This is a genomic window from Microvirga makkahensis (assembly GCF_009830105.1).
In the GTDB taxonomy this organism is placed as follows: Bacteria; Pseudomonadota; Alphaproteobacteria; order Rhizobiales; family Beijerinckiaceae; genus Microvirga; species Microvirga makkahensis.
This window is the reverse complement of sequence record NZ_WURB01000035.1, coordinates 1-18,001: the sequence shown is the minus strand read 5'-3', so window position 1 is coordinate 18,001 and position 18,001 is coordinate 1. Positions and strand designations below refer to the sequence as shown.

General features: G+C 62.8%; 15 protein-coding genes and 3 pseudogenes. 4 read left to right on the top strand and 14 right to left on the bottom strand.

The window, feature by feature from the left end; all coding sequences use genetic code 11:
- Positions 1–17: 17 nt before the first annotated feature.
- The 6 genes from GR328_RS24010 to GR328_RS23985 form a co-directional block, all read right to left on the bottom strand.
- Positions 18–1,061, bottom strand: a complete 1,044-nt coding sequence (locus GR328_RS24010) for an ABC transporter ATP-binding protein (RefSeq protein ID WP_160888205.1) — start codon at positions 1,059–1,061, stop codon at positions 18–20.
- A 59-nt stretch (positions 1,062–1,120) separates the two neighbouring features.
- Entirely contained in the window at positions 1,121–2,020 is a 900-nt protein-coding gene (locus GR328_RS24005; protein WP_160888191.1) for an ABC transporter permease, read from the bottom strand.
- Between the two features lie 15 nt (positions 2,021–2,035).
- Positions 2,036–2,989, bottom strand: a complete 954-nt coding sequence (locus tag GR328_RS24000) for an ABC transporter permease (RefSeq protein WP_160888190.1) — start codon at positions 2,987–2,989, stop codon at positions 2,036–2,038.
- A gap of 68 nt (positions 2,990–3,057) precedes the next feature.
- The gene (locus GR328_RS23995; RefSeq protein ID WP_160888189.1) at positions 3,058–4,662 is read right to left on the bottom strand and encodes an ABC transporter substrate-binding protein; all 1,605 of its coding nucleotides are present in this window, start codon (positions 4,660–4,662) and stop codon (positions 3,058–3,060) included.
- 87 nt (positions 4,663–4,749) lie between these two features.
- Positions 4,750–6,156: an amidase gene (locus GR328_RS23990; protein WP_160888188.1), complete on the bottom strand. Its 1,407-nt coding sequence runs from the start codon at positions 6,154–6,156 to the stop codon at positions 4,750–4,752.
- The gene (locus GR328_RS23985) at positions 6,153–6,368 is read right to left on the bottom strand and encodes a hypothetical protein (protein WP_160888187.1); all 216 of its coding nucleotides are present in this window, start codon (positions 6,366–6,368) and stop codon (positions 6,153–6,155) included. Before GR328_RS23985 ends, GR328_RS23990 begins: the two co-directional genes overlap by 4 nt.
- A gap of 530 nt (positions 6,369–6,898) precedes the next feature.
- Between GR328_RS23985 and GR328_RS27775 the strand changes: the two are divergent.
- Positions 6,899–7,867: pseudogene (locus GR328_RS27775) on the top strand (MFS transporter); the annotation flags it as partial.
- A 143-nt stretch (positions 7,868–8,010) separates the two neighbouring features.
- Here the strand turns inward: GR328_RS27775 and GR328_RS23975 are convergent.
- Both GR328_RS23975 and GR328_RS23970 read right to left on the bottom strand, forming a co-directional pair.
- Positions 8,011–8,862 carry a GntR family transcriptional regulator gene (locus GR328_RS23975; protein WP_160888185.1) on the bottom strand — a complete coding sequence of 284 codons (852 nt, stop codon included), beginning with the start codon at positions 8,860–8,862 and terminating at the stop codon, positions 8,011–8,013.
- Between the two features lie 75 nt (positions 8,863–8,937).
- Positions 8,938–9,837, bottom strand: coding sequence for a DMT family transporter (locus GR328_RS23970; RefSeq protein ID WP_160888184.1), 900 nt, complete (start codon positions 9,835–9,837; stop codon positions 8,938–8,940).
- Between the two features lie 772 nt (positions 9,838–10,609).
- Between GR328_RS23970 and GR328_RS23965 the strand changes: the two genes are divergently transcribed.
- Positions 10,610–12,073 carry an amidase gene (locus tag GR328_RS23965; RefSeq protein WP_160888183.1) on the top strand — a complete coding sequence of 488 codons (1,464 nt, stop codon included), beginning with the start codon at positions 10,610–10,612 and terminating at the stop codon, positions 12,071–12,073.
- On the top strand, positions 12,070–12,330 hold the full coding sequence (locus GR328_RS23960; protein ID WP_160888182.1) for a hypothetical protein: 261 nt from the start codon (positions 12,070–12,072) through the stop codon (positions 12,328–12,330). The genes GR328_RS23965 and GR328_RS23960 overlap by 4 nt, the downstream gene beginning before the upstream one ends.
- Positions 12,331–12,573: 243 nt before the next feature.
- On the opposite strand, the gene GR328_RS23955 is transcribed toward GR328_RS23960, so the two are convergent.
- From GR328_RS23955 to GR328_RS23935, 6 genes and pseudogenes are all read right to left on the bottom strand, one after another.
- Entirely contained in the window at positions 12,574–13,047 is a 474-nt protein-coding gene (locus GR328_RS23955; RefSeq protein ID WP_160888181.1) for a VOC family protein, read from the bottom strand.
- A gap of 141 nt (positions 13,048–13,188) precedes the next feature.
- Entirely contained in the window at positions 13,189–14,334 is a 1,146-nt protein-coding gene (locus tag GR328_RS23950) for a L,D-transpeptidase family protein (RefSeq protein WP_343039473.1), read from the bottom strand.
- A 153-nt stretch (positions 14,335–14,487) separates the two neighbouring features.
- Positions 14,488–14,868, bottom strand: a complete 381-nt coding sequence (locus GR328_RS23945; protein WP_160888180.1) for a methyltransferase family protein — start codon at positions 14,866–14,868, stop codon at positions 14,488–14,490.
- Positions 14,869–15,395: 527 nt separating this feature from the next.
- Positions 15,396–16,165: pseudogene (locus GR328_RS28670) on the bottom strand (tyrosine-type recombinase/integrase).
- Positions 16,166–16,174: 9 nt separating this feature from the next.
- Positions 16,175–16,234: pseudogene (locus GR328_RS28665) on the bottom strand (hypothetical protein); the annotation flags it as partial.
- Between the two features lie 304 nt (positions 16,235–16,538).
- Positions 16,539–17,078: an NAD(P)H-binding protein gene (locus GR328_RS23935; protein WP_160888179.1), complete on the bottom strand. Its 540-nt coding sequence runs from the start codon at positions 17,076–17,078 to the stop codon at positions 16,539–16,541.
- 97 nt (positions 17,079–17,175) lie between these two features.
- On the opposite strand from GR328_RS23935, the gene GR328_RS23930 reads away from it, so the two are divergent.
- Positions 17,176–17,571 carry a winged helix-turn-helix transcriptional regulator gene (locus GR328_RS23930; protein WP_160888178.1) on the top strand — a complete coding sequence of 132 codons (396 nt, stop codon included), beginning with the start codon at positions 17,176–17,178 and terminating at the stop codon, positions 17,569–17,571.
- Positions 17,572–18,001 lie beyond the last annotated feature (430 nt).

Here is an 18,001-nt window from a genome sequence, read left to right as displayed (position 1 = left end):
GAGGAAATCCCTTCCATTCACGCGGCTGCGGATGCGTGGCTATGGCCGGACCCGCTGACGCGGGCATGGCATGCGGCAAGGTGGGCCGGATCGTCGACCGCCGTTAGGGCCGGGGCGACCCGCGCGCAGATGTCCTCGGCGAGCGGGCAGCGGGTGCGGAAGCGGCATCCGCTCGGCGGATTGATCGGGTTCGGAGGATCGCCGGTGAGCGGCGGCGCCGTGATCCGCTTCGTCGGATCCATGGAAGGCCGGGACGACAGAAGCGCCGCCGTATAGGGATGGCGTGGTGTCTCGTATATCCGCTCGACGGGTCCTGCCTCCACCACCTGCCCGAGATACATCACGACCACACGGTCGCTGATATATTGGACGACATTCAGGTCGTGGCTGATGAACACGTAGGTGAGGCCGAGCGTCTTCTTCAGTTCCTGCAGCAGGTTCAGCACCTGTGCCTCGACCGACTTGTCGAGCGCGGAAACCGCCTCGTCCAGGATCAGCACACGTGGGCCGACAGCGAGAGCTCTGGCGATGTTGACCCTCTGCCGCTGCCCTCCGGACAATTCGTGCGGATAGCGCTGGGCGAACAGTTCCGGAGCGAGCCCGACCATGCGCAACATGCTGCGGGCGCGGGACTTGGCCTCCGTCCGCGACAGGCCGCCGATACGGGGCCCGAAGGCGACCGTGTCCTCTATGGTGAGACGCGGATTGAGCGACGCATAGCTGTCCTGAAACACCATCTGGACACTTCGGCGAAGCTCGCGCACATCGACGCCCCGCATGGACCCGACCGTTTCGCCGTCGAGCAGGATCTCGCCCGAGTCGGGCTCGATCAGATGCATGAGGAGGCGCGCCGTCGTGGACTTGCCGCAGCCGGACTCGCCCACAATGCCGAGCGTCTCGCCCTTGCCCACTTCGAGATCGACCCCATCGACCGCCTTGACGACAATCTTCGGCTGTCCCAGCGACTTGCCGCTCACCTGGAAGTGTTTCTTCAGGCCGCGGATGATCAGCATGGGCTGGCGGGGGCCGCCGCGATCCCGCGTATCGACATCGCGTGTCATGACGCGAAGCGCGGTCTTATCGTTTGTCTTGGTGTTCTCGGTTTGCATTGCGACCATCCTCAGCCTTTGACATCCATGGCGCTGCGAAGGCCGTCGCTCATGAGATTGAAGCACATGGAAGTGGTGAAGATCATGACGCCCGGCAGAACCGCATTGACAGGCGCGATGTAGATGGACTGGCGCAGCGTGTTAAGCATGAGGCCCCAATCGGCGAGCGGCGGGCTGACGCCCAGACCCAGGAAGCTCAGGCCGGACGCAATGACGATCGACACGCTGATCAGGCTCGATGCGTAGATCAGGATCGGACCGACCACGTTGCTGAGCACATGGCCGGTGACGATCCGCGCGCCGGATGCACCGGTCGCCCGCGCTGCTTCGATGAAATCCTGGGTACGAACTTGGGTCGTGACGCTTTCCGCCACCCGAGCTATCGGCGGGATGAAGACGAGGATGAGGGACACCAGGCCGTTGACGATGCCAGCGCCGAGCGCACCGGAAATGGCCACGGCGAGCAGAACCGACGGAAAGGCGTAGAACACGTCGATAAGGCGCATGATCGCCATGTTGATGCGCCCACCGGCATAGCCGGCGATCACTCCGAGCGTCCCGCCGATGAACGTCGCCACGACCACCGGCGTGAAGCCCATGAACAGGGACAGCCGGCCCCCGTAGATGAGACGGGAGAGCATATCCCGCCCGAGTTCGTCCGTGCCGAGCCAGTAGCCGGGAGTGCCGGGCGGCTTCAGCCGTCGCACCATGCTGGTCTTATACGGATCGTTCGGCGCGATCCACGGTGCGAAGATTGCGATCAGCACGATGGCGAGCAGGATGGCTGCGCAAATCATCGTCAGGGGATCCCGTGACAGTCGCCGAAAGACGGCCTGCCAGAAGCTGCGGGAACGTTCGGTCTTGACCGTATCCGGAATGGCGCCTGAAAAGGTCGCGGCTTGATCGGACATGCTGTGTCTCCCCTGTCAGACGCGTTTCACCCGCGGGTCGAGCATCATCTGAAGAACGTCGACTGCGAGATTGGTTACAACAAAGAAGATCGACAGCACGAGGATCGTGCCCTGGAGGATCGGCAGGTCGCGCGTGAAGATCGCCGCATTGAGCAGGAAGCCCGTGCCGGGCCAGGCGAAGACGGTTTCCACGAGGATCGAGCCGCCCAGGAGCTGCGCCAGTTGAAGGCCCATGATGGCAAGGACCGTCGGGGCCGCATTCTTGGCGACATGGACGAAGACATACCGGGACGTCAGCCCCTTTGCATAAAGCGTCTGCACGAAATCCTGCTTGCGAACTTCGCTGACGGTCGCACGCACGGAGCGGGCGATGATCCCCGCAGGAATGACGGCGAGCGTCATCGCCGGCAGGATGATGTGCTTGAGGCCGTCGAGCGTGAACGGAAGCTCGCCGGAGCCGAGAGATCCCATTCCGGTTGCCGGCAGCCAACCCAGATTCACCGAGAACAGCACGATCAGGACCATGCCGAGCCAGTAATGCGGCACCGAGACGCCCGTGATGGCGAATGCCGTAACGGCCTTGTCCAAGATCGAGCCGCTGTTGTACCCGGCGATCGTTCCAAGCCCGATGCCGACCACGAAGCCGATGAGCACGGCACAGGCTGCCAGAATGAGCGTGTTGCCCACCGCCGGTATGACTTCGGAGAGCACCGCCCGACGGGTCATGATCGAGGTGCCGAGGTCCCCTGAAACCACATTGCCGAGCCAATACAGATATTGAATGGGCAGAGGCTTGTCGAAACCGTAAGCGGTCTTCACCTCCTCGATCAGCTGAGGTGACGCATTCTCGGGCAGGATCGCGCTGATGGGATCGCCGGGTGCGAGGTGCACAAGGGCGAAGCATACGAGCGAGACGCCTATGGCGATGGGCAGGGTATAGAGAAAGCGGCGCAGAATATAAAACAGCATGTCTGGCTCTGTGGTGGGTCGACGGTGGGATCAGCGGCGGGACGCGCCCGCCGCCGGAATGCGGAGCGTCAATCCACGTGCACGGGCGTCAAATCCTGAAACCAGCTCTGCGCCTGAACGAAGCCCTTCACCTTTGGCGACATCGCCCGCGGATTCAGGTCATGAACCACCCAAATCCACATGGCCTGATCCACCATGCGTGCATGGAGTTGCCCGAGGAGATCGTTCTGCTTCTCCGGGTCGAACTCCACCTTGGCCTGTGCCGCGAGCTTATCGGCCTCGGCATCCTTGTAGCCGCCCCAGTTGTATCCTGACGGTGGACGCATCACCGACCAGGCCGGGCCGAGGAGACCGATATCCGGATCCCAGTAGCCCCAGCTGTTGTTGAGCCCATGGCCGCCTTTGTTCTCCGGCGCATCGGCGCCGGCACGCCTGCGGGCGCGCAGGGCTTCCCATTCCATCACCTCGATTTCCACGTCGAAACCGACCTCGCGAAGGTTCTCCTGCACGAACTCGTTCATCGGAAGGGGCTGCATCTGGCCGGACCCGGCGGTCGAGACGAGGAACTTGACCTTCAGGGGCTTGTCCTGGCTGTAGCCCGCCTCCGCCATCAGGCGCTTGGCTTCCTCGGGGTCATACTTGATCTCAAAGGTCGGCTTTCCGAACCAGGGATGGCCTTCATTGACCTGGCCCTTGGCCGGTACCGCGAGACCGCCCAGGAACGACACGAGGCCGTCGCGGTCGATGGCGAGGTTTGCGGCCTTGCGGACGCGGATGTCCTTGAAGGGCGAGTCCTCGGTAAAGCTGAGTTGGTAAGGCCAGATGTGGGGGTACACATTGGTGACGATCTGCATCCCGGATTGCTTGAGCCGCGGAACCGTATCCGGCGGAGGTGCCTCGACCCAGTCGACCTGCCCCGACAGCAGGGCGGCGACGCGGGTCGTGGGGTCTGGCATCATCATCAACACGAGCCGGTCGGACGCCGGTACACGCTTCGGGTCCCAGTAATTCGGGTTCTTGACGAGTTCCGCACGCTCGCGCGGAACGAGCTTGTCCAGGATCCATGGGCCGGTGCCGGACGGTTTGCTGGCGACCTTCGCCCAGTCACGCCCCATCTCCTCCCAGCGTACGGGGCTGGACATGAAGACCTGCGTCAGCAGGTATGGCAGCACCGAGTCCGGCGCCTTCGTGGTGATTTCGACGGTCATGTCGTCGATCTTGCGATAGGACGCGATCGGCGCCACATAGGTTGCGCCCTGAGTGGCCTGCGCCTGATCGAATTGCGGCGATTCACGCTTCAGGAGTTTGTCGAGATTCCAGACCACGGCATCGGCCGTGAAGGCCGAACCGTCATGGAACTTGACGTTCGGCCGCAGCTTGAAGGTCCAGACGGTCTTGGTGGCCAGGTCGACCGTCCAGCTCTCGGCCAAACCCGGCACGAGCTTCGCGGCTTCCTTCTCCTTCGACAGATCCCAGTTGATGAGACCGTCATAAATCGTGATTCCGATGAACCGCGCTCCTTCACCGCCCTGGCTCGGCTGGCCCGTGGTCAGAGGGACGTCGGCCAGAGTGGTCGCCACCCGCAGGATCTTCTCCGCATGTGCGGCATGCATCGGCATGAGTGTCGCGATGGCTACCGCGGAGAGGATTCCCCAAAATCTTTGTCGCTTCATGTTCTGCCCTCGTTGATGGTGTCGGATTGTGCAAGGAAGCCCCGCGATCGCGTTCGCTCTTCAGCCGCGAGGCTTCGGTATCGGCTCTCAAGCGTCGACTTTGGCCGAAAGAACCGGCCGGCGGTCTCGCCAGGGTGTCGACTTTTCGTAGGCATCTCCCGCCCGAAGAACCGTCGCCTCGTCGAACAATCGTCCAACGATTTGCAGCGACAGGGGCATTCCGTTCGTCGCAAAACCGTTGCAGACGGAAAGCGCGGGGTTTCCGGAGACGTTGAATGCGGTTGTCCAGCCTTTGTGCTTGAACAGCCAATTGTGAGGCGTCGTTTCGAGCTTCCCGGCGGGTTCTGCGGTCGGAAGCATGATGAGATCGACCTGACCGAAGGCCGCCTGTACTTCCTGCGCCAGCACGAGACGCATTCGCATGGCCTGGATGTAATCCTCGGCGCGGATCAGGCCGCCGCAGATGATGCGGTAGCGCAGGCTCGCGCCGAAGAGGTGCGGCCGTGTCCTCAGATCCTTCTCGTGGATCGTGAACAGCTCCGACATGGCAATCGTCTTCTTCGCATCGTCGAATTGCTCGAGAGGCGGCAGCTCGACAGAGCGTATCCGGGCGCCGAGACTGCGGAAGACATCGAGTGAAGCATCGAATGCTGCGCGAACCTCTGCCGAGGCAGGAGCCTCCTCTTCCAGCCAGCGATACGGGACGCCGATGGTCAAACCCGCCACCTCGCCGGAAAGGGCCGCGCGATAATCGGGCACCGGCTCGCGTGCACTGCTCGGGTCGCGCGGATCGTGCCCTGCCACGATCCCGAGCAGGATCGCCACGTCTTCCGTCGTCCAGGCCATGGGGCCGCAATAGTCGTGGCTGAAGCAGTTCGGCAGAACGCCCCGGCGGCTCACGCGGCCATAGGTGGGCTTGATGCCTGCAATCCCGCATACGGCCGACGGCAACCGGATCGAGCCGCCCGTGTCGGTCCCCATGGTGGCCGGGCAGATGCCGGCAGCCACCGCCGCTCCCGACCCAGAGGACGAGCCCGCAGGATGATGGTCGGTGTTCCAGGGATTGCGCGCCGGAGGTGCAACGACATCCCACGAGGGGCCTCCATGGGCGAATTCCCATGTGGTGGTCTTGCCCATGAGCACGCCACCGGCCCGGCCGAGGCGCTCCTGAGCGTCGCAATCCGTATCCGGAACATTGTCGGCGAGAAGTCTCGATTGTCCGGTCGTCCGCACACCGGCCGTCTCGTAGATGTCCTTCAGGCAGAACGGGATGCCGTGCATGGCGCCGCGCGGGCCGCTGCGCATGATCTCTGCCTCGGCTGCCCCCGCCTCTTCCAATGCGCGCTCGCCCGTTACCGTAATGAAGCTATTGAGCTGGTCGTCGACGTTATCGAGGCGCTTCAGGCATGCTTCGGTAAGTTCCACAGGCGAGAGCTTGCGCTGGGCGATCAGGTCCGACGCCTCGGCAATGGTCAGAAAATTCGGGTCCATCATGCCGGCTGCTCCCCGGCGGGCAAGAAGGTCTTGGGCACGAACACATGAGCAGGCTCGTCGCCTCGCGCCCGCCCTCTGTGCAGGCGCGCCAGCATCTCCTGGACATGACCATAGGCGTCTACGAGATCGGGGAAGTATTCCTCGGGAAGATTGAGGCCTGCATTCTTGGCGAGGATCACTAGTTCCTCTCGGTCGATTGGCTCCAAAGCCATGGCACCCTCCGTGCTTGCGCGGCAGGCACGCATCGGTTGGAGTGTCTTTCAGCCGCCGCAGCGGTTGGACCGGTCTAGGCTCCGGTCAGCTCCAACCTTGAACGTCCTGTCATCGGTCCCCGAGCGGCAATTGTATGCAATCATCGCCGCCGGGCCCCACGCCAAGCCAGGAGCAAACTCCGTGCCAAACACGTTTCAGGCAAGGAGTTTTTCTGATTAAGCAATTGGAATATTACACGAATTTTTTTGTTGGGCGCCGCCTTGATCAGGCAATAAATGTCGTTGGGCCATGTTTGAGATGGTCGAGCGCACTCATCATCTGAACATTTGTGCAATATGGAATGATGCAATGCACAAGGCATGTGCGACAGTATGAGATCAAAAACAGGTAAGGTCATGAAAAGATAATACTTTTCAATTCAGAAGAATCCGCGCAAGCTTGGTCACAATCTGTGCGCTTGGCATTATTGTGTACAATTACTGTCCTGCGCTAGGATTGTGCTTCATTCCCTCAATCCGTGCAGGCTGCTATGAGCGCTCTCATCCCGGGCAAGGCGATCCTGCCGCTGCTCCTCACCTTCGGCTGCCAGGTCTCGATTTCTCTTTTGACATTCGCGCCGCCGATTTCGGCCGCCGCCATGATGAGCGATCTGGACCTTCCACCCTCGGCTGTCGGTCTCTACACGGGCCTGGTTTATATGTCGGCCATTGTCTCGAATGCCTGGGCGGAGCCCCTCATCGGGCGATTTGGCCCTCTTCGGCTGAGCTTCGCCTGCGTAGCCCTGGCCGGTGCGGGGCTCCTGGGCGTCGCCACGGGGTTCGTCCCCCTGGTGGCAGCATCCACCCTTCTGATGGGCCTCTGCTATGGTCCCCTGACGCCGGCCGCCTCGCTCGTTCTTGCACAGTACAGCACACCGAACACCATAGGGCTGATGATCTCCCTGCGGCAGACCGGCGTTCCGGCCGGCGGACTGGCCGCAGGCCTCCTCGTTCCGCAGTTGACGGTCGCCTACGGCTGGTCGGGAGCATTCCTTCTGATAGGCACTGGCACCCTTATGGCGACATTGATCCTGGGGTTCAGTCTCAGCCTCATCCGCAATGAGACATCTACGGGAATTGCCGCCGGCCCGACCGGACTTATCGCGCCTCTACGCTTCGTCTTCGGTCACCGCACGCTCCTCAGCCTCTCGGCGGGCTCGCTGACATTCTCGGCAATGCAGTTGTGCCTGACGTCGTTTCTGACGGTCTATCTCGTGAGCGTGGTCGGGCTCGATCTGGTCACGGCCGGGGTTTTGCTGGGCGTCAGTCAGGTGGCGGGAATTCTCGGCCGTATCGGCTGGGGCATGGCGGCCGACCGGGTGCCCCGGCCGCGCAGTCTGATGTTGATCCTGGGAGTGCTCATGTGCGCCTCCGCCGGCGCGACCAGCCTCCTCGAAAGCCAATGGGCCTTCATGATCATGGCCTTGGTGGTGTTCGTGTTCGGCGCCACGGCTTCGGGATGGAACGGCGTCTTCCTGTCGGAGATCGTGCGCACGGTGGAACCGTCCCGGATCGGGATAGCCACCTCCGGCTGCCTGACTTTCACGTTTCTTGGCGTGGTCTGCGGACCGCCTTTGTTCGGCGGCCTTGTTGCCATGGCCGGCTACGACGGAGCCTTTGCGCTGATGGGCGGCATCGCCCTGGCAGGCGGCGTGGTGTCGGGAGGCGGCGCGCTGCTGTCCGGATCGAGCCCGTCGTCCGCACTTGCCGCTCCCGAGGCTGTTGCGGCGCGGCCGGCGAGCCGAAGCGAGTGAGACATGCTCCGTTCCGCCATCTTGTCCCATTCGCGGGCAAGGACGCGACCCGCGCGGGTAATGTGCTCGCGCATGATGCTCTCCGCCCGGACACCCTCGCGCCCTGCGATCGCGTCGAAGATGTCGACATGCTCGTCATGGGAGCGCTGAAAGCCCGCTCGGTCGAACCACAGTGCAATCTCGTCGGAGCCGAACAGACGGTATTCGCTCTTGCTCAACAGTGGCAATGAACGTGTCCGCCTGATCGCGGTGGTCAGATAATCGTTCCTGGCCGCAGCATAAAGCGTGTCATGAAACTGGTTGTTGAGCACGTTCCATTGAGCGACTTCGGCCCCGCCCCACTTTTCCACGCGCAGCAGGGCTGCAGTGTTTCGGATCGCTCTGTCCAGAGCCCCGTGCTCGGCGTCGGATATGCCCTGCTCGGCCGCAAGACGGCACACCAATCCTTCGAGCGAGGCGCGCACGCTGAAGACCTTGGCCACGTCCGAACCTGTGAAGCGGCGCACGATGTAGCCGCAGTTCGGCGCGTAATCGAGAAGGCCTTCCGTATACAGGCTCGAAAGCGCACTCCTGATCGGAGTGCGGGAGACGCCGAACCGGCCGGCCAGCGAGACCTCGTTCATGCGGGCCCCTTGGGGGAATGCGCCGGAGATGATCTCCTGACGGATCATTCGCGTCACGGCTTCGCCACGGGTTGGCATCGATCTTCTCCGGTTCAGCCCCGACCAATCAATACAACCGGCACCTGGATACCGCAAGATTGCATCCAATCCGCCTCAGCCATGCAGCAAAAGCACGATCACCCCGGCTCCCACGAGACCCACGCCGGCGATCTCCGCGACTCCCAGCTTTTCGGCGAACCTGAAGCGGGCCAGCAGAACCATGAAGATCAGCTCGATCTGCCCGAGGGCCCGCACATAGGCCACGTGCTGGAGGGTCATGGCCAGGAACCAGAGGGCCGAACCCAGGACGCTCATGACGCCGACCCGGAGAGAGAGCCTCAACTCGCTCCTGAGATCTCCGAGGCCTGATTTTCCCGCCAAGGTAAGGGAGACGAGCATGATCAGCGTCTGAAGGCTCGTGGTCACCGCAAGAGTGGTCAGCGCGGCTTCTATTGGGCCCACATCTTCCAGGCTCAGCGACGCCGTGCGGATCGCCACGCCGCACAAGGCGAAGAAAGCGCCGGAGCCAAGACCCGCGAGCGCAGCCGGATCGCGCCACCACGGCAGACCGGCGCCGCTCCACGCACGAGCGGCATTGAGAATGAGAACACCGAGGGTGGAAAGAGCAACCGCAAGCCAACCGACGCCCGACAGCGCTTCGGAAAGCACAAGCGCCGAGAAGACCGCCGCCTGGATCGCCTCCGTCTTGGAGAATGTCGTTCCGACCGCATAGCTGCCGATGTGCTGGGAGTGCAGCAGCAAACCTGTTGCGACAATCTGGGTTACGCCTCCGGCGAGGCAGAACACGAAGAAGTCTGCATTGAAATCCGGTACGCCCGAGATCGCGAAGACGGCACCTGCTGCCATGAGAGCGAAGGGCGCTCCCCAGGCATAGCGGGCGAGATTGGCGCCGTGATTGCCGATGCGCCCGACCAAAGCGCGCTGATCGGCGGTTCTGAAGGCCTGCAGCAAGGCTGCGGCGATTGTGGCGGGGGCCCAAAGGACAGCGAGCATCGGATGTGCAATCTCTTTCTTGACCAAAAAATCGTATACAATCCTGTCCGGACCGCAAGTGTCGTTTTCACTAGGTCGAGCAGGACAACAAAAATGCGCCATGGCACCGCAGAGCCAGCCACCTAGGACAAGACTCTTTTTGCAGGCCGCCGCGGTGCTTTAGAAAAGAAGAAATTAGATGAGTTTTATCAATGCCTTACGGGCAAACGAGCGATGAAGAGTCCGACAAGCACCGAACTCTCATTCGCATACGAGAGACGCGCCTGAGCGGATGAAGCGATCGCTGCGGACAAGACCGGCACAGGAATGTATCGGAATGATTTTCCGATCCGTTTTACTTCAACAACAAACAAGGCGGCGGGCTCGTGCACAAGATTGCAGCAGCATTCAGCTTCATAAATTACTCATATTGTCAATAAGTTACCCTATAAGATCATCGGCTGAAAACGGCCTCTGATCAGTTCTGGGATGAACATGGGGCCGCATTGCATACAATTTGGCGTTGCGTCCGAGCGCGACGTCTGCGGATGCTGAAGCGACGGAGCCGGATGAAGACTTCTCTGGCTCCCAACCGGTGGCACAGCCCGGCGGAAGGCGGCCGAGCCGATACGCTGCATTCGGCCGTTCGGGTCCCCGGCCTGACCGGTGCTTCGATGACATCATCGAAAGCTCTGTCGACGGGAACACATTACCGGCGACCGACCATAGCCGGCCGCGCAGAGAGTCCGAACGTCAAGGAACAAGACCAAGGAACAAGACCAAGGAACAAGACATGGCGACAGCACCTGCATACCAGCCTGAAAACCTGCCTTCGGACGAGAGATCGATACCCACCGTCGCATCGGCGGGGGCCATGCTCCTGGCACGAGATGTGTCCGCGACAGATCTGCTCGAAGGCGTTCTTGAACGCATCGACCGCATGGACAAGGAAATAGCCACTTACGTGCATGTGGATGCCGAAGGGGCGCGTACGGCTGCCCGCGAAGCGGATCAGGAAATAGCAGCCGGACGCTGGCGCGGGCCGTTGCACGGGATCCCGTTCGGGGTGAAGGATAACTACGACACCGCTGGTCTTCCAAGCCAGGCGGGCTCCAGGCTGCGGCTTGGGCGCATTGCCGCCGATGATGCCTTCCTGATCGCCAAGCTGAAGGCCGCTGGCGCTGTGCTGGTCGGCAAACTTGCCACGTGGGAATACGGAACCGGCAACGGTGGCGAATATTTCGACACGCCCTTCCGGCCCACGCGCAACCCTTGGGATCCGCAGCGATTCCCCGGGGCCTCGTCGACAGGAGCCGGCGCCGCGGTGGCGGCCGGCACGGCTTTGTTTGCCCTCGGATCCGATACAACCGGCTCAGTCCGCCTTCCAGCGGCGGCATGCGGGGTTTTGTCCATCAAGCCGTCGCACGGTCTGCTCGGCCGCTCCGGCATTCTCCCCAACTGCTACAGCCTCGATGCACCGGGCGCCCTGACCTGGACGGCCGAGGACCAGGCTCTCGTGCTCGATGCCATTGTCGGCCAGGATCCGGGCGATCCCGCCTCGGTGGCGCCGCGAACGCGCGACCATGGCCGGGACCTCAATCTGGGCATTGCGGGTCTGCGCATCGCGGTGGTCCGCGATATGGGGCCGGATATGCCTGTTCCCGATGGAGCAATGAGCCGAGCGTTCGACGCCGGGATCGAGGTGCTGAAGAGCCTCGGGGCGCATGTCGTCGAGACCCGCCTCCCCTTCAGCGTCATGGAGTGCTTTTCCGCCACGCGAATGATCGGCCCCGCCGAGTCGGCCGCCATTCACGAGGAGGAAATGCGCACACGGGCCGGCGAGATGGGTTTCGCTCTCCGCGATAAGCTGCTCAGCGGGTCCATGGTTCGGGCCGTGGACTACGTCGCGGCGCAACGATTCCGCCGTGCGGTGGCGGAGCAGGTCGAAACGTTCCTTCGCCCGTTCGACGCGCTCGTAACCTTCGGGACCTTGAAGCCCGCGCCGCTGCTCGGATCAGGCCAAGAAATGTTCGACTATATCGGCAACACGGCCCTGACGCCGTTCAACCTGTCGGGCCATCCAGCCCTCATCCAATGCACCGGTTTCTCGGATGCGAGCCTTCCCCTCAGCTGGCAATTGGTCGGGCATCGCTATGCAGAGGCGATGCTGCTTCGCGTCGCTGCCGCCTACGAGCGCGCGACGCCCTGGCGCGAGCGCCGCCCAGCCCTCCTCGAAACGGCAAGGAAATCCTCATGACCCATCCGGTTCCAGACGATGCCGATGAAATCAGGGATTTTGCCGCAAGGCATGGTCTCTCGGATCTTGCGCCGGAGCATCTGGAAAGGATGCGGGAGCTGGCCGATAAACTCGCATCGGCGGCCCGCATGGTCCCACGCATGCCATCCAAGTTCGACGAACCCGCGCATGTATTTTTTGTACGTATGGAGGGATGGGGAAAGCTCGCGATCCTGCAGCCCGGACCCGATCCGATGGAATTGGACCAGATTGTTTGAGCCAAGTGCAGGTGAGGGACAATAGGTTTTGATCCATCAAAGCCTATTCTGGCTCACGGTGCTCTTAACTTCTCTCCTATTGTGCTCCCTTCTAAGGACGGCTTTGGGTCATGCACTGACGATCCCATGCCCTCCAGCAATGTGTCCACTGTTCCTTGCTGGACAGACTCTCGGCCTACTTCCGAGAAGTGTCAGGAGAGGGCACCTGTTGGCAGCGAATTTGCCGCCATACGCGATGGAGCATCAGCCGCGCCGCGCCGCCTCGATTGCCGCGACATCGATCTTCGTCATGTCCATCATCGCATCAAACGCGCGTTTGGCTTCCGCGCCGCCTGCCGCCAGCGCCTCTGTCAGGACGCGTGGCGTGATCTGCCAGGACACGCCCCACTTGTCCTTGCACCAGCCGCACGCGCTCTCCTGGCCGCCGTTGCCGACGATGGCATTCCAGTAGCGGTCGGTCTCCTCCTGATCGTCGGTGGCGATCTGGAATGAGAAGGCTTCGTTGTGCTTGAACATGGGTCCTCCGTTGAGGCCGAGACAGGCGACGCCCGCAACGGTGAACTCCACCGTCAGGACGTCGCCCTCCTTGCCGGACGGGTAGTCGCCGGGCGCCCGGTGCACGGCATGCACCGCACTGTCAGGAAAGGTCTCGGCATAGAAGCGGGCGGCAGCTTCGGCGTCCTTGTCGTACCAGAGGCAGATCGTATTCTTCGCCATACCGTGTTCCTTTCGCTTCGGCGCCCACACTCCGGGCTATTCAGGGCGTGCGGCGCACTGGGATGATCGTGCTCCAAGGCCGGCAGGTCCCTACACATCAAATGGGATCGGCGGAGCATTTCCGTCGCGGCCCCACGGCTCCTACCCGCCGAACAGCCCCCGGAAGCGCTCGAGCACCGAGCGCCCGTCACCTCCTGATGCTTGGGTCGTCGGCACGGGCGCTGCCGTCGCTGCCGGAGCGGTCTGTCGGATGGGTTCGCCAGCGGGTACGCGGCCTCCCTGAGGCTTCTGCGAGGTATAGGCGAGCGTCGATGACACTCCCTGCCTCGGCTTCCCGTTCGCGGCAAGGACGACCTCCTGCGGCCCGGAGGCCAAGGCCTCGGGGCGGCTCACGTCGCCAAGACGATTGCGGGCGCTGACATCGACGGCAAGCGAGCCGTCATTCCCGGACAGCGCCTGACGGAAGCTCTGGTGCTGTCCGCCGTCGCCATAGACAAGCCTGATCGGCTGCACGCCCTTGGCCGCCAATGCAGCGACCTGCCGATCGTCGTCCTGCCGCTTCTGGGCCACTGCCGCCATGATCAAGGCGTCGCCGCTGAACGCATATTGCCCGCTGGCTACGGATACCTGCGGCTCGTCCTTCGCGACCTCGAAGTAGTCGGAGCCCTCCTTGAGGTTCCTCCAGAAGGCGATGTTCGGATCGAGGCGGTGCTTCGCCAGGTTCTCCGCCGTCATCCGGAACGGATACGACTGGAACTGGAAGCTGCGCTGGCCGCTGGCGAAGGACTCGCGGGCCAGGGCATACACCTCGGAAATCGCATCGTCGGTCATGGCGAAGCAGCCGCTCGACGAGCACGAGCCGTGCACCATCAGGTGCGCGCCCGTCCGGCCATGGGCGCGGTCGTACGCATTCGGGTACCCGAGATCGAACGAGAGGTGGAAGCTGGAGTTCGGGTTCATCTGGGCCGGGGTGACCGTGTAGAAGCCCTCCGGCGCCTGGCGGTCGCCCTCGCGGGTCTTCGGCCCGAGCTGGCCCGACCAGCGGCACATCGGGTAGGTCTTGAGGAGCGCGTACCTGCCGTCGGAGCCGCGCTTCCAGACCTCGATCTCGGATTCCTTCTTGTAGGCCCGCATCAGGATCGGGTCGCTCTGCGACATCCCCTTAGAGGCCATCAGCGCCATGGTGGCGGGCGGGATCGGCGCCAGGTGGCGCGTGGACCTGTTCTCGCCCTGGCAGGCGGCGAGCGCGAGCGTCAGGCTCGCAGCCAATGCGATACGCTTGATCATGGGGACCTCGCATTCCTGATCCGTCCGAGCGTTGGCGCCGGACGGTTCCCCGTTTCCGTATTTGTCGGCCTCGTGTCCGCCGTGTCGCGGGCATCGCCGATCCGAAGCAGATCCTCCCTTCAAGTCCGGCAGGATTGAGGCATTGAGCTTCTGCTACCCGTGATTCACAGGATCGCCTCGGCCGGCATGCACCTCGCGCGGACGTCCGGTACGACCGATCCAGCGCGGGACGGCGGTCCGGTATCGCTCGTAGTCGGGACCGTGCATGCATTGCAGGTGCTCCTCCATGCGGATCTGACCCGAGAAGGCCACCCACGCGATGGCGAGCACGACCGCCGCGACGGCGGGCGGAGCCACGAGGAAGGCGCCGAGCACCACAGCCATCATGCCGAGGAATGTCGGGTTGCGTGACCAGGCGAACAGGCCCGTGGTGACGAGACCCGTCCGCTCCCGGTCGAGGCCAAAATGATCACAAAGCCCTTTGCGGTCGAGTCGCTGGCCATCCGCATTCGGGAGATGATCGAGCGTTGACATGCGGTATAGACGCTGCGTGATCTTGCAAGCTGCCGGAATCGTTGACAGCTCAAACGCTTGACTGTTGGCGGCCCTTCAGAATGAAGGTAAAGGTCCGTTATGGGTCAGGGACAGCCATTCAGCGCGGCCGTGTAAAGGTCTGCTCCCGGCGCAAGTGGGGACGTTTGGTTTACGTCGAGAACATACTGGATGCAGGAGTCGCGCAGTTGTCCCCTATCTGTCCCCAGTGCGCGCTAAAATTACGCTGTTGGATGCGCCAAAGGCACTCACAGGCGGTACGACGTGGCTTCTTGAAGCAGGGATCATGCCCTGCACCAACGGGTTAGATGGGGCAAGCCTAGGCTCAGCAGGCCGCATCCTGCTGAGCCGAACAGTAGCGGTATGCCGGCAGATGCTGATGGTGCGCACGAGGAGGGCCCGGTCGTGACGTCCGCGCCTGGGGAAGGCCGGCTTCCATCACGCCCTACTTGGAGCGCCTGCAGGATGTTCGTCGGGGACCCAACGCGCCTGTTAAAAAGACCGGCTGCCTAGTTGACAGCCAAGGGCTTCAGCCATTTCCCCCGCCTGTTTACGCGTAAGGCCTTGAGCAGCGATCTAATAGACAGCGGCTTCGTGCTAGACCTGCCGGGGAACACATGCTCGCTTTCTGGCGACAGCTCGCACGCACGCTTCAGGATCTCGATAGTCCGATCTGTCAAGGGCAGCCGGTGTGCCCGGCCGGCCTTCATCCGGTCTGCCGGAACCGTCCCGACCCGCTGGGTGAGGTCCACCTCTGACCAAGTCGCACCAAGTACCTCTGCGGTTCGGCAGGCCGTCAGGATGAGGAACTCGAAGGCGAGGCGAGCCGTCTCGCTCGCCTCGCTGGTACGCAGCTTCGCCACGAAGTTCGGGACCTCGTTGTAAGGCAGCGCCGCATGGTGGTCGTCACGGTCATTTTGCTTTGGGAGCCCCTTAGTGACACCATCAACCGGGTTCTCGCCATTGCGGTAGCCTGCAGCCTTCGCCCAATCGAGAACGGTCCCAATGCGTTGTCGGACCCGGCGCGCTGTCTCGTGCTTCGTCAGCCAGATCGGCCTAACGCGCGGAGGACATCGGGGGTGTCGATCTGATCGACCCGTCGTAGGCCGAGCTCCGGGAAGGCATATTGCTTCAGGGTGTTGATCCACTGGGCCGCGTGCTTGGCGTTCTTCCAGCTGGCCTTGTGCTCGGTATAGACAAGCTCGACCGCTTCGGCGAACGTCGGGATGCGGGCCTGCGCTCTGCGCTCGGCTAGGGGATCGCCGCCTTCGCGGGCCATTTTGCGGTAAGCCAAGGCCTTTTCGCGCGCTTCGGCGAGGGGGACTAGTGCAAGCCCTCCAAGGCCGATATCACGTCATTTGCCCCGAACGACCGTGCGGAGAATCCAGCGCTTGGCCCCAGATGGCTCGACGACTCGATAAAGACCGTTGCCATCTGCGTACCGGCCCGGCGTATTCAGCTGCCGAACGCGAAGCGCAGAAAGAGCTTTGTCTGGGTGCCGCCCTGCCCGTTTCAACTCTTGCCCCACAATCCAGCCCACAAATCATGCCGGATTGTATAGGACAAAATGAACAGCATCGGACAGCCTTGATCGCTAAAGCACCTGAAATTTCCGGGGATTCAGGACGGTAGCGGGCAGAAACGAACTGCAACTAGGCGGACGCAGCCTCCGCATAATCGGCACGTGCGGCGGATGAGATCATGCCCTCTCCGGCGCTGCCGATGAAGGCACCTCCGGCCACCGCGCCGCCGACCGATCGCGTGTAGTTCTCGGTGTACCAGCCGTTGCGCAGGATCGTGAACGGAATGCCCGATGCCTTCAGGTCGGCTTCGGTCGCGCGGTGCTCGTCCGCCAGGGAGGTCAGGGACGTGGTGTCAGCCCGGAGCAGGCTCGTATAGACGATGCGCCTCACGCCCGTCCGCTTGGCCGCCGTGATGACGTTGCGGTGCTGGACAGCCCGCGGGCCGACCTCGCTCGAGGAGACGAGCAGCAGCGTGTCGACTCGGGTGAGCGCCTGGTCGAGGGTTTCGGGCTTGGTGTAATCGGCCTCCCGGGCAGCGACGCCGAGGTCGGCGGCCTTCGCGGGAGTGCGCACCAGCGCGATGATCTCGCTTGCAGGTACCTTGGCCCTGAGCTTGTCGACGACAAGGCGGCCGAGCTGTCCGGTGGCGCCGGGGATGGCAATGGTCATGGGTGCGTGTCCTTTGCGGGTAACGGTGGGTGTGATACACAGACATCACTTACTTTCCGTAAGTACGCACACAAATGTTAGTATAGAGAAAGTCGACATGGGCCCGGACGAGCACCCCGCATCGCTGTCGCAGCAGCTCCAACGCGGCAACCTCATGGCTGCTGCCTGTCCGTCCAGGGATGTGCTCAAGCACGTCACGAGCCGCTGGGGCGTGCTGGTCCTGATGGCGTTGGAGACGGACACGCTTCGCTTCAGCGCGTTGCGGCGGGCCGTGGGTGGAGTGAGCGAGCGCATGCTGGCTCAGACGCTGCAATGGCTGGAGGGCGACGGCTTGGTCGAGCGGATCGCCTACGACGTGGTGCCGCCGCACGTGGAGTACAGCCTGACGCCCCTGGGACGGGAGGCGGCTGAGAAGGTGCGGGTTCTGGCCGACTGGATCGAGACCAGCCTGCCGCGCATCGCCCGTGCGTGGGAGGAGCGGCAACGGGACTGACAATGCCTGCCGTTTCTCCCAAGCGGCCTTGGGCCAAGGTCCGGTAATGGCAGATTTCGTTGAAAAAATCCCAGGCACTACTTTGTCGGCCTATTACTAGCGTCGGCGTACCAGACGAGGCTCAACATCCTGTATGTTGCCGACACGAAAAACGGACGTTGCGGACTTTTTCAACACTATCGACACTGAACGGAAGGAGCTCGAAGCTCCGCTTTCGATGGCAGTCCAGCCGTTCCGAATAGGACGGGAACGCTCCGTGATCACCAGGGCCAGATCCTTGCAGATTCCGATCGGCTCCGGCCAAGCTTCCTGGCACAAGCGTGGCCATGCAAAGGCTCATACGACAGCTCTGATCCGAGGCGCTGCGGTCCCGACTAGGATGGTTGAGCGTAGCCGCTGTCATAAAGACGGCCACGCCCGGCTGCCGGAG

Bases quoted from the DNA above. Each gene is read 5' to 3' on its own strand.
- GR328_RS23995 (WP_160888189.1), bottom strand. From the start codon at position 4,662: ATGAAGCGACAAAGATTTTGGGGAATCCTCTCCGCGGTAGCCATCGCG.
- GR328_RS23985 (WP_160888187.1), bottom strand. From the start codon at position 6,368: ATGGCTTTGGAGCCAATCGACCGAGAGGAACTAGTGATCCTCGCCAAG.
- GR328_RS23965 (WP_160888183.1), top strand. From the start codon at position 10,610: ATGGCGACAGCACCTGCATACCAGCCTGAAAACCTGCCTTCGGACGAG.
- GR328_RS23970 (WP_160888184.1), bottom strand. From the start codon at position 9,837: ATGCTCGCTGTCCTTTGGGCCCCCGCCACAATCGCCGCAGCCTTGCTG.
- GR328_RS24010 (WP_160888205.1), bottom strand. From the start codon at position 1,061: ATGACACGCGATGTCGATACGCGGGATCGCGGCGGCCCCCGCCAGCCC.
- GR328_RS23935 (WP_160888179.1), bottom strand. From the start codon at position 17,078: ATGACCATTGCCATCCCCGGCGCCACCGGACAGCTCGGCCGCCTTGTC.
- GR328_RS23955 (WP_160888181.1), bottom strand. From the start codon at position 13,047: ATGGCGAAGAATACGATCTGCCTCTGGTACGACAAGGACGCCGAAGCT.
- GR328_RS23990 (WP_160888188.1), bottom strand. From the start codon at position 6,156: ATGATGGACCCGAATTTTCTGACCATTGCCGAGGCGTCGGACCTGATC.
- GR328_RS24000 (WP_160888190.1), bottom strand. From the start codon at position 2,989: ATGCTGTTTTATATTCTGCGCCGCTTTCTCTATACCCTGCCCATCGCC.
- GR328_RS23950 (WP_343039473.1), bottom strand. From the start codon at position 14,334: ATGATCAAGCGTATCGCATTGGCTGCGAGCCTGACGCTCGCGCTCGCC.
- GR328_RS23945 (WP_160888180.1), bottom strand. From the start codon at position 14,868: ATGTCAACGCTCGATCATCTCCCGAATGCGGATGGCCAGCGACTCGAC.
- GR328_RS23930 (WP_160888178.1), top strand. From the start codon at position 17,176: ATGGGCCCGGACGAGCACCCCGCATCGCTGTCGCAGCAGCTCCAACGC.
- GR328_RS23960 (WP_160888182.1), top strand. From the start codon at position 12,070: ATGACCCATCCGGTTCCAGACGATGCCGATGAAATCAGGGATTTTGCC.
- GR328_RS23975 (WP_160888185.1), bottom strand. From the start codon at position 8,862: ATGCCAACCCGTGGCGAAGCCGTGACGCGAATGATCCGTCAGGAGATC.
- GR328_RS24005 (WP_160888191.1), bottom strand. From the start codon at position 2,020: ATGTCCGATCAAGCCGCGACCTTTTCAGGCGCCATTCCGGATACGGTC.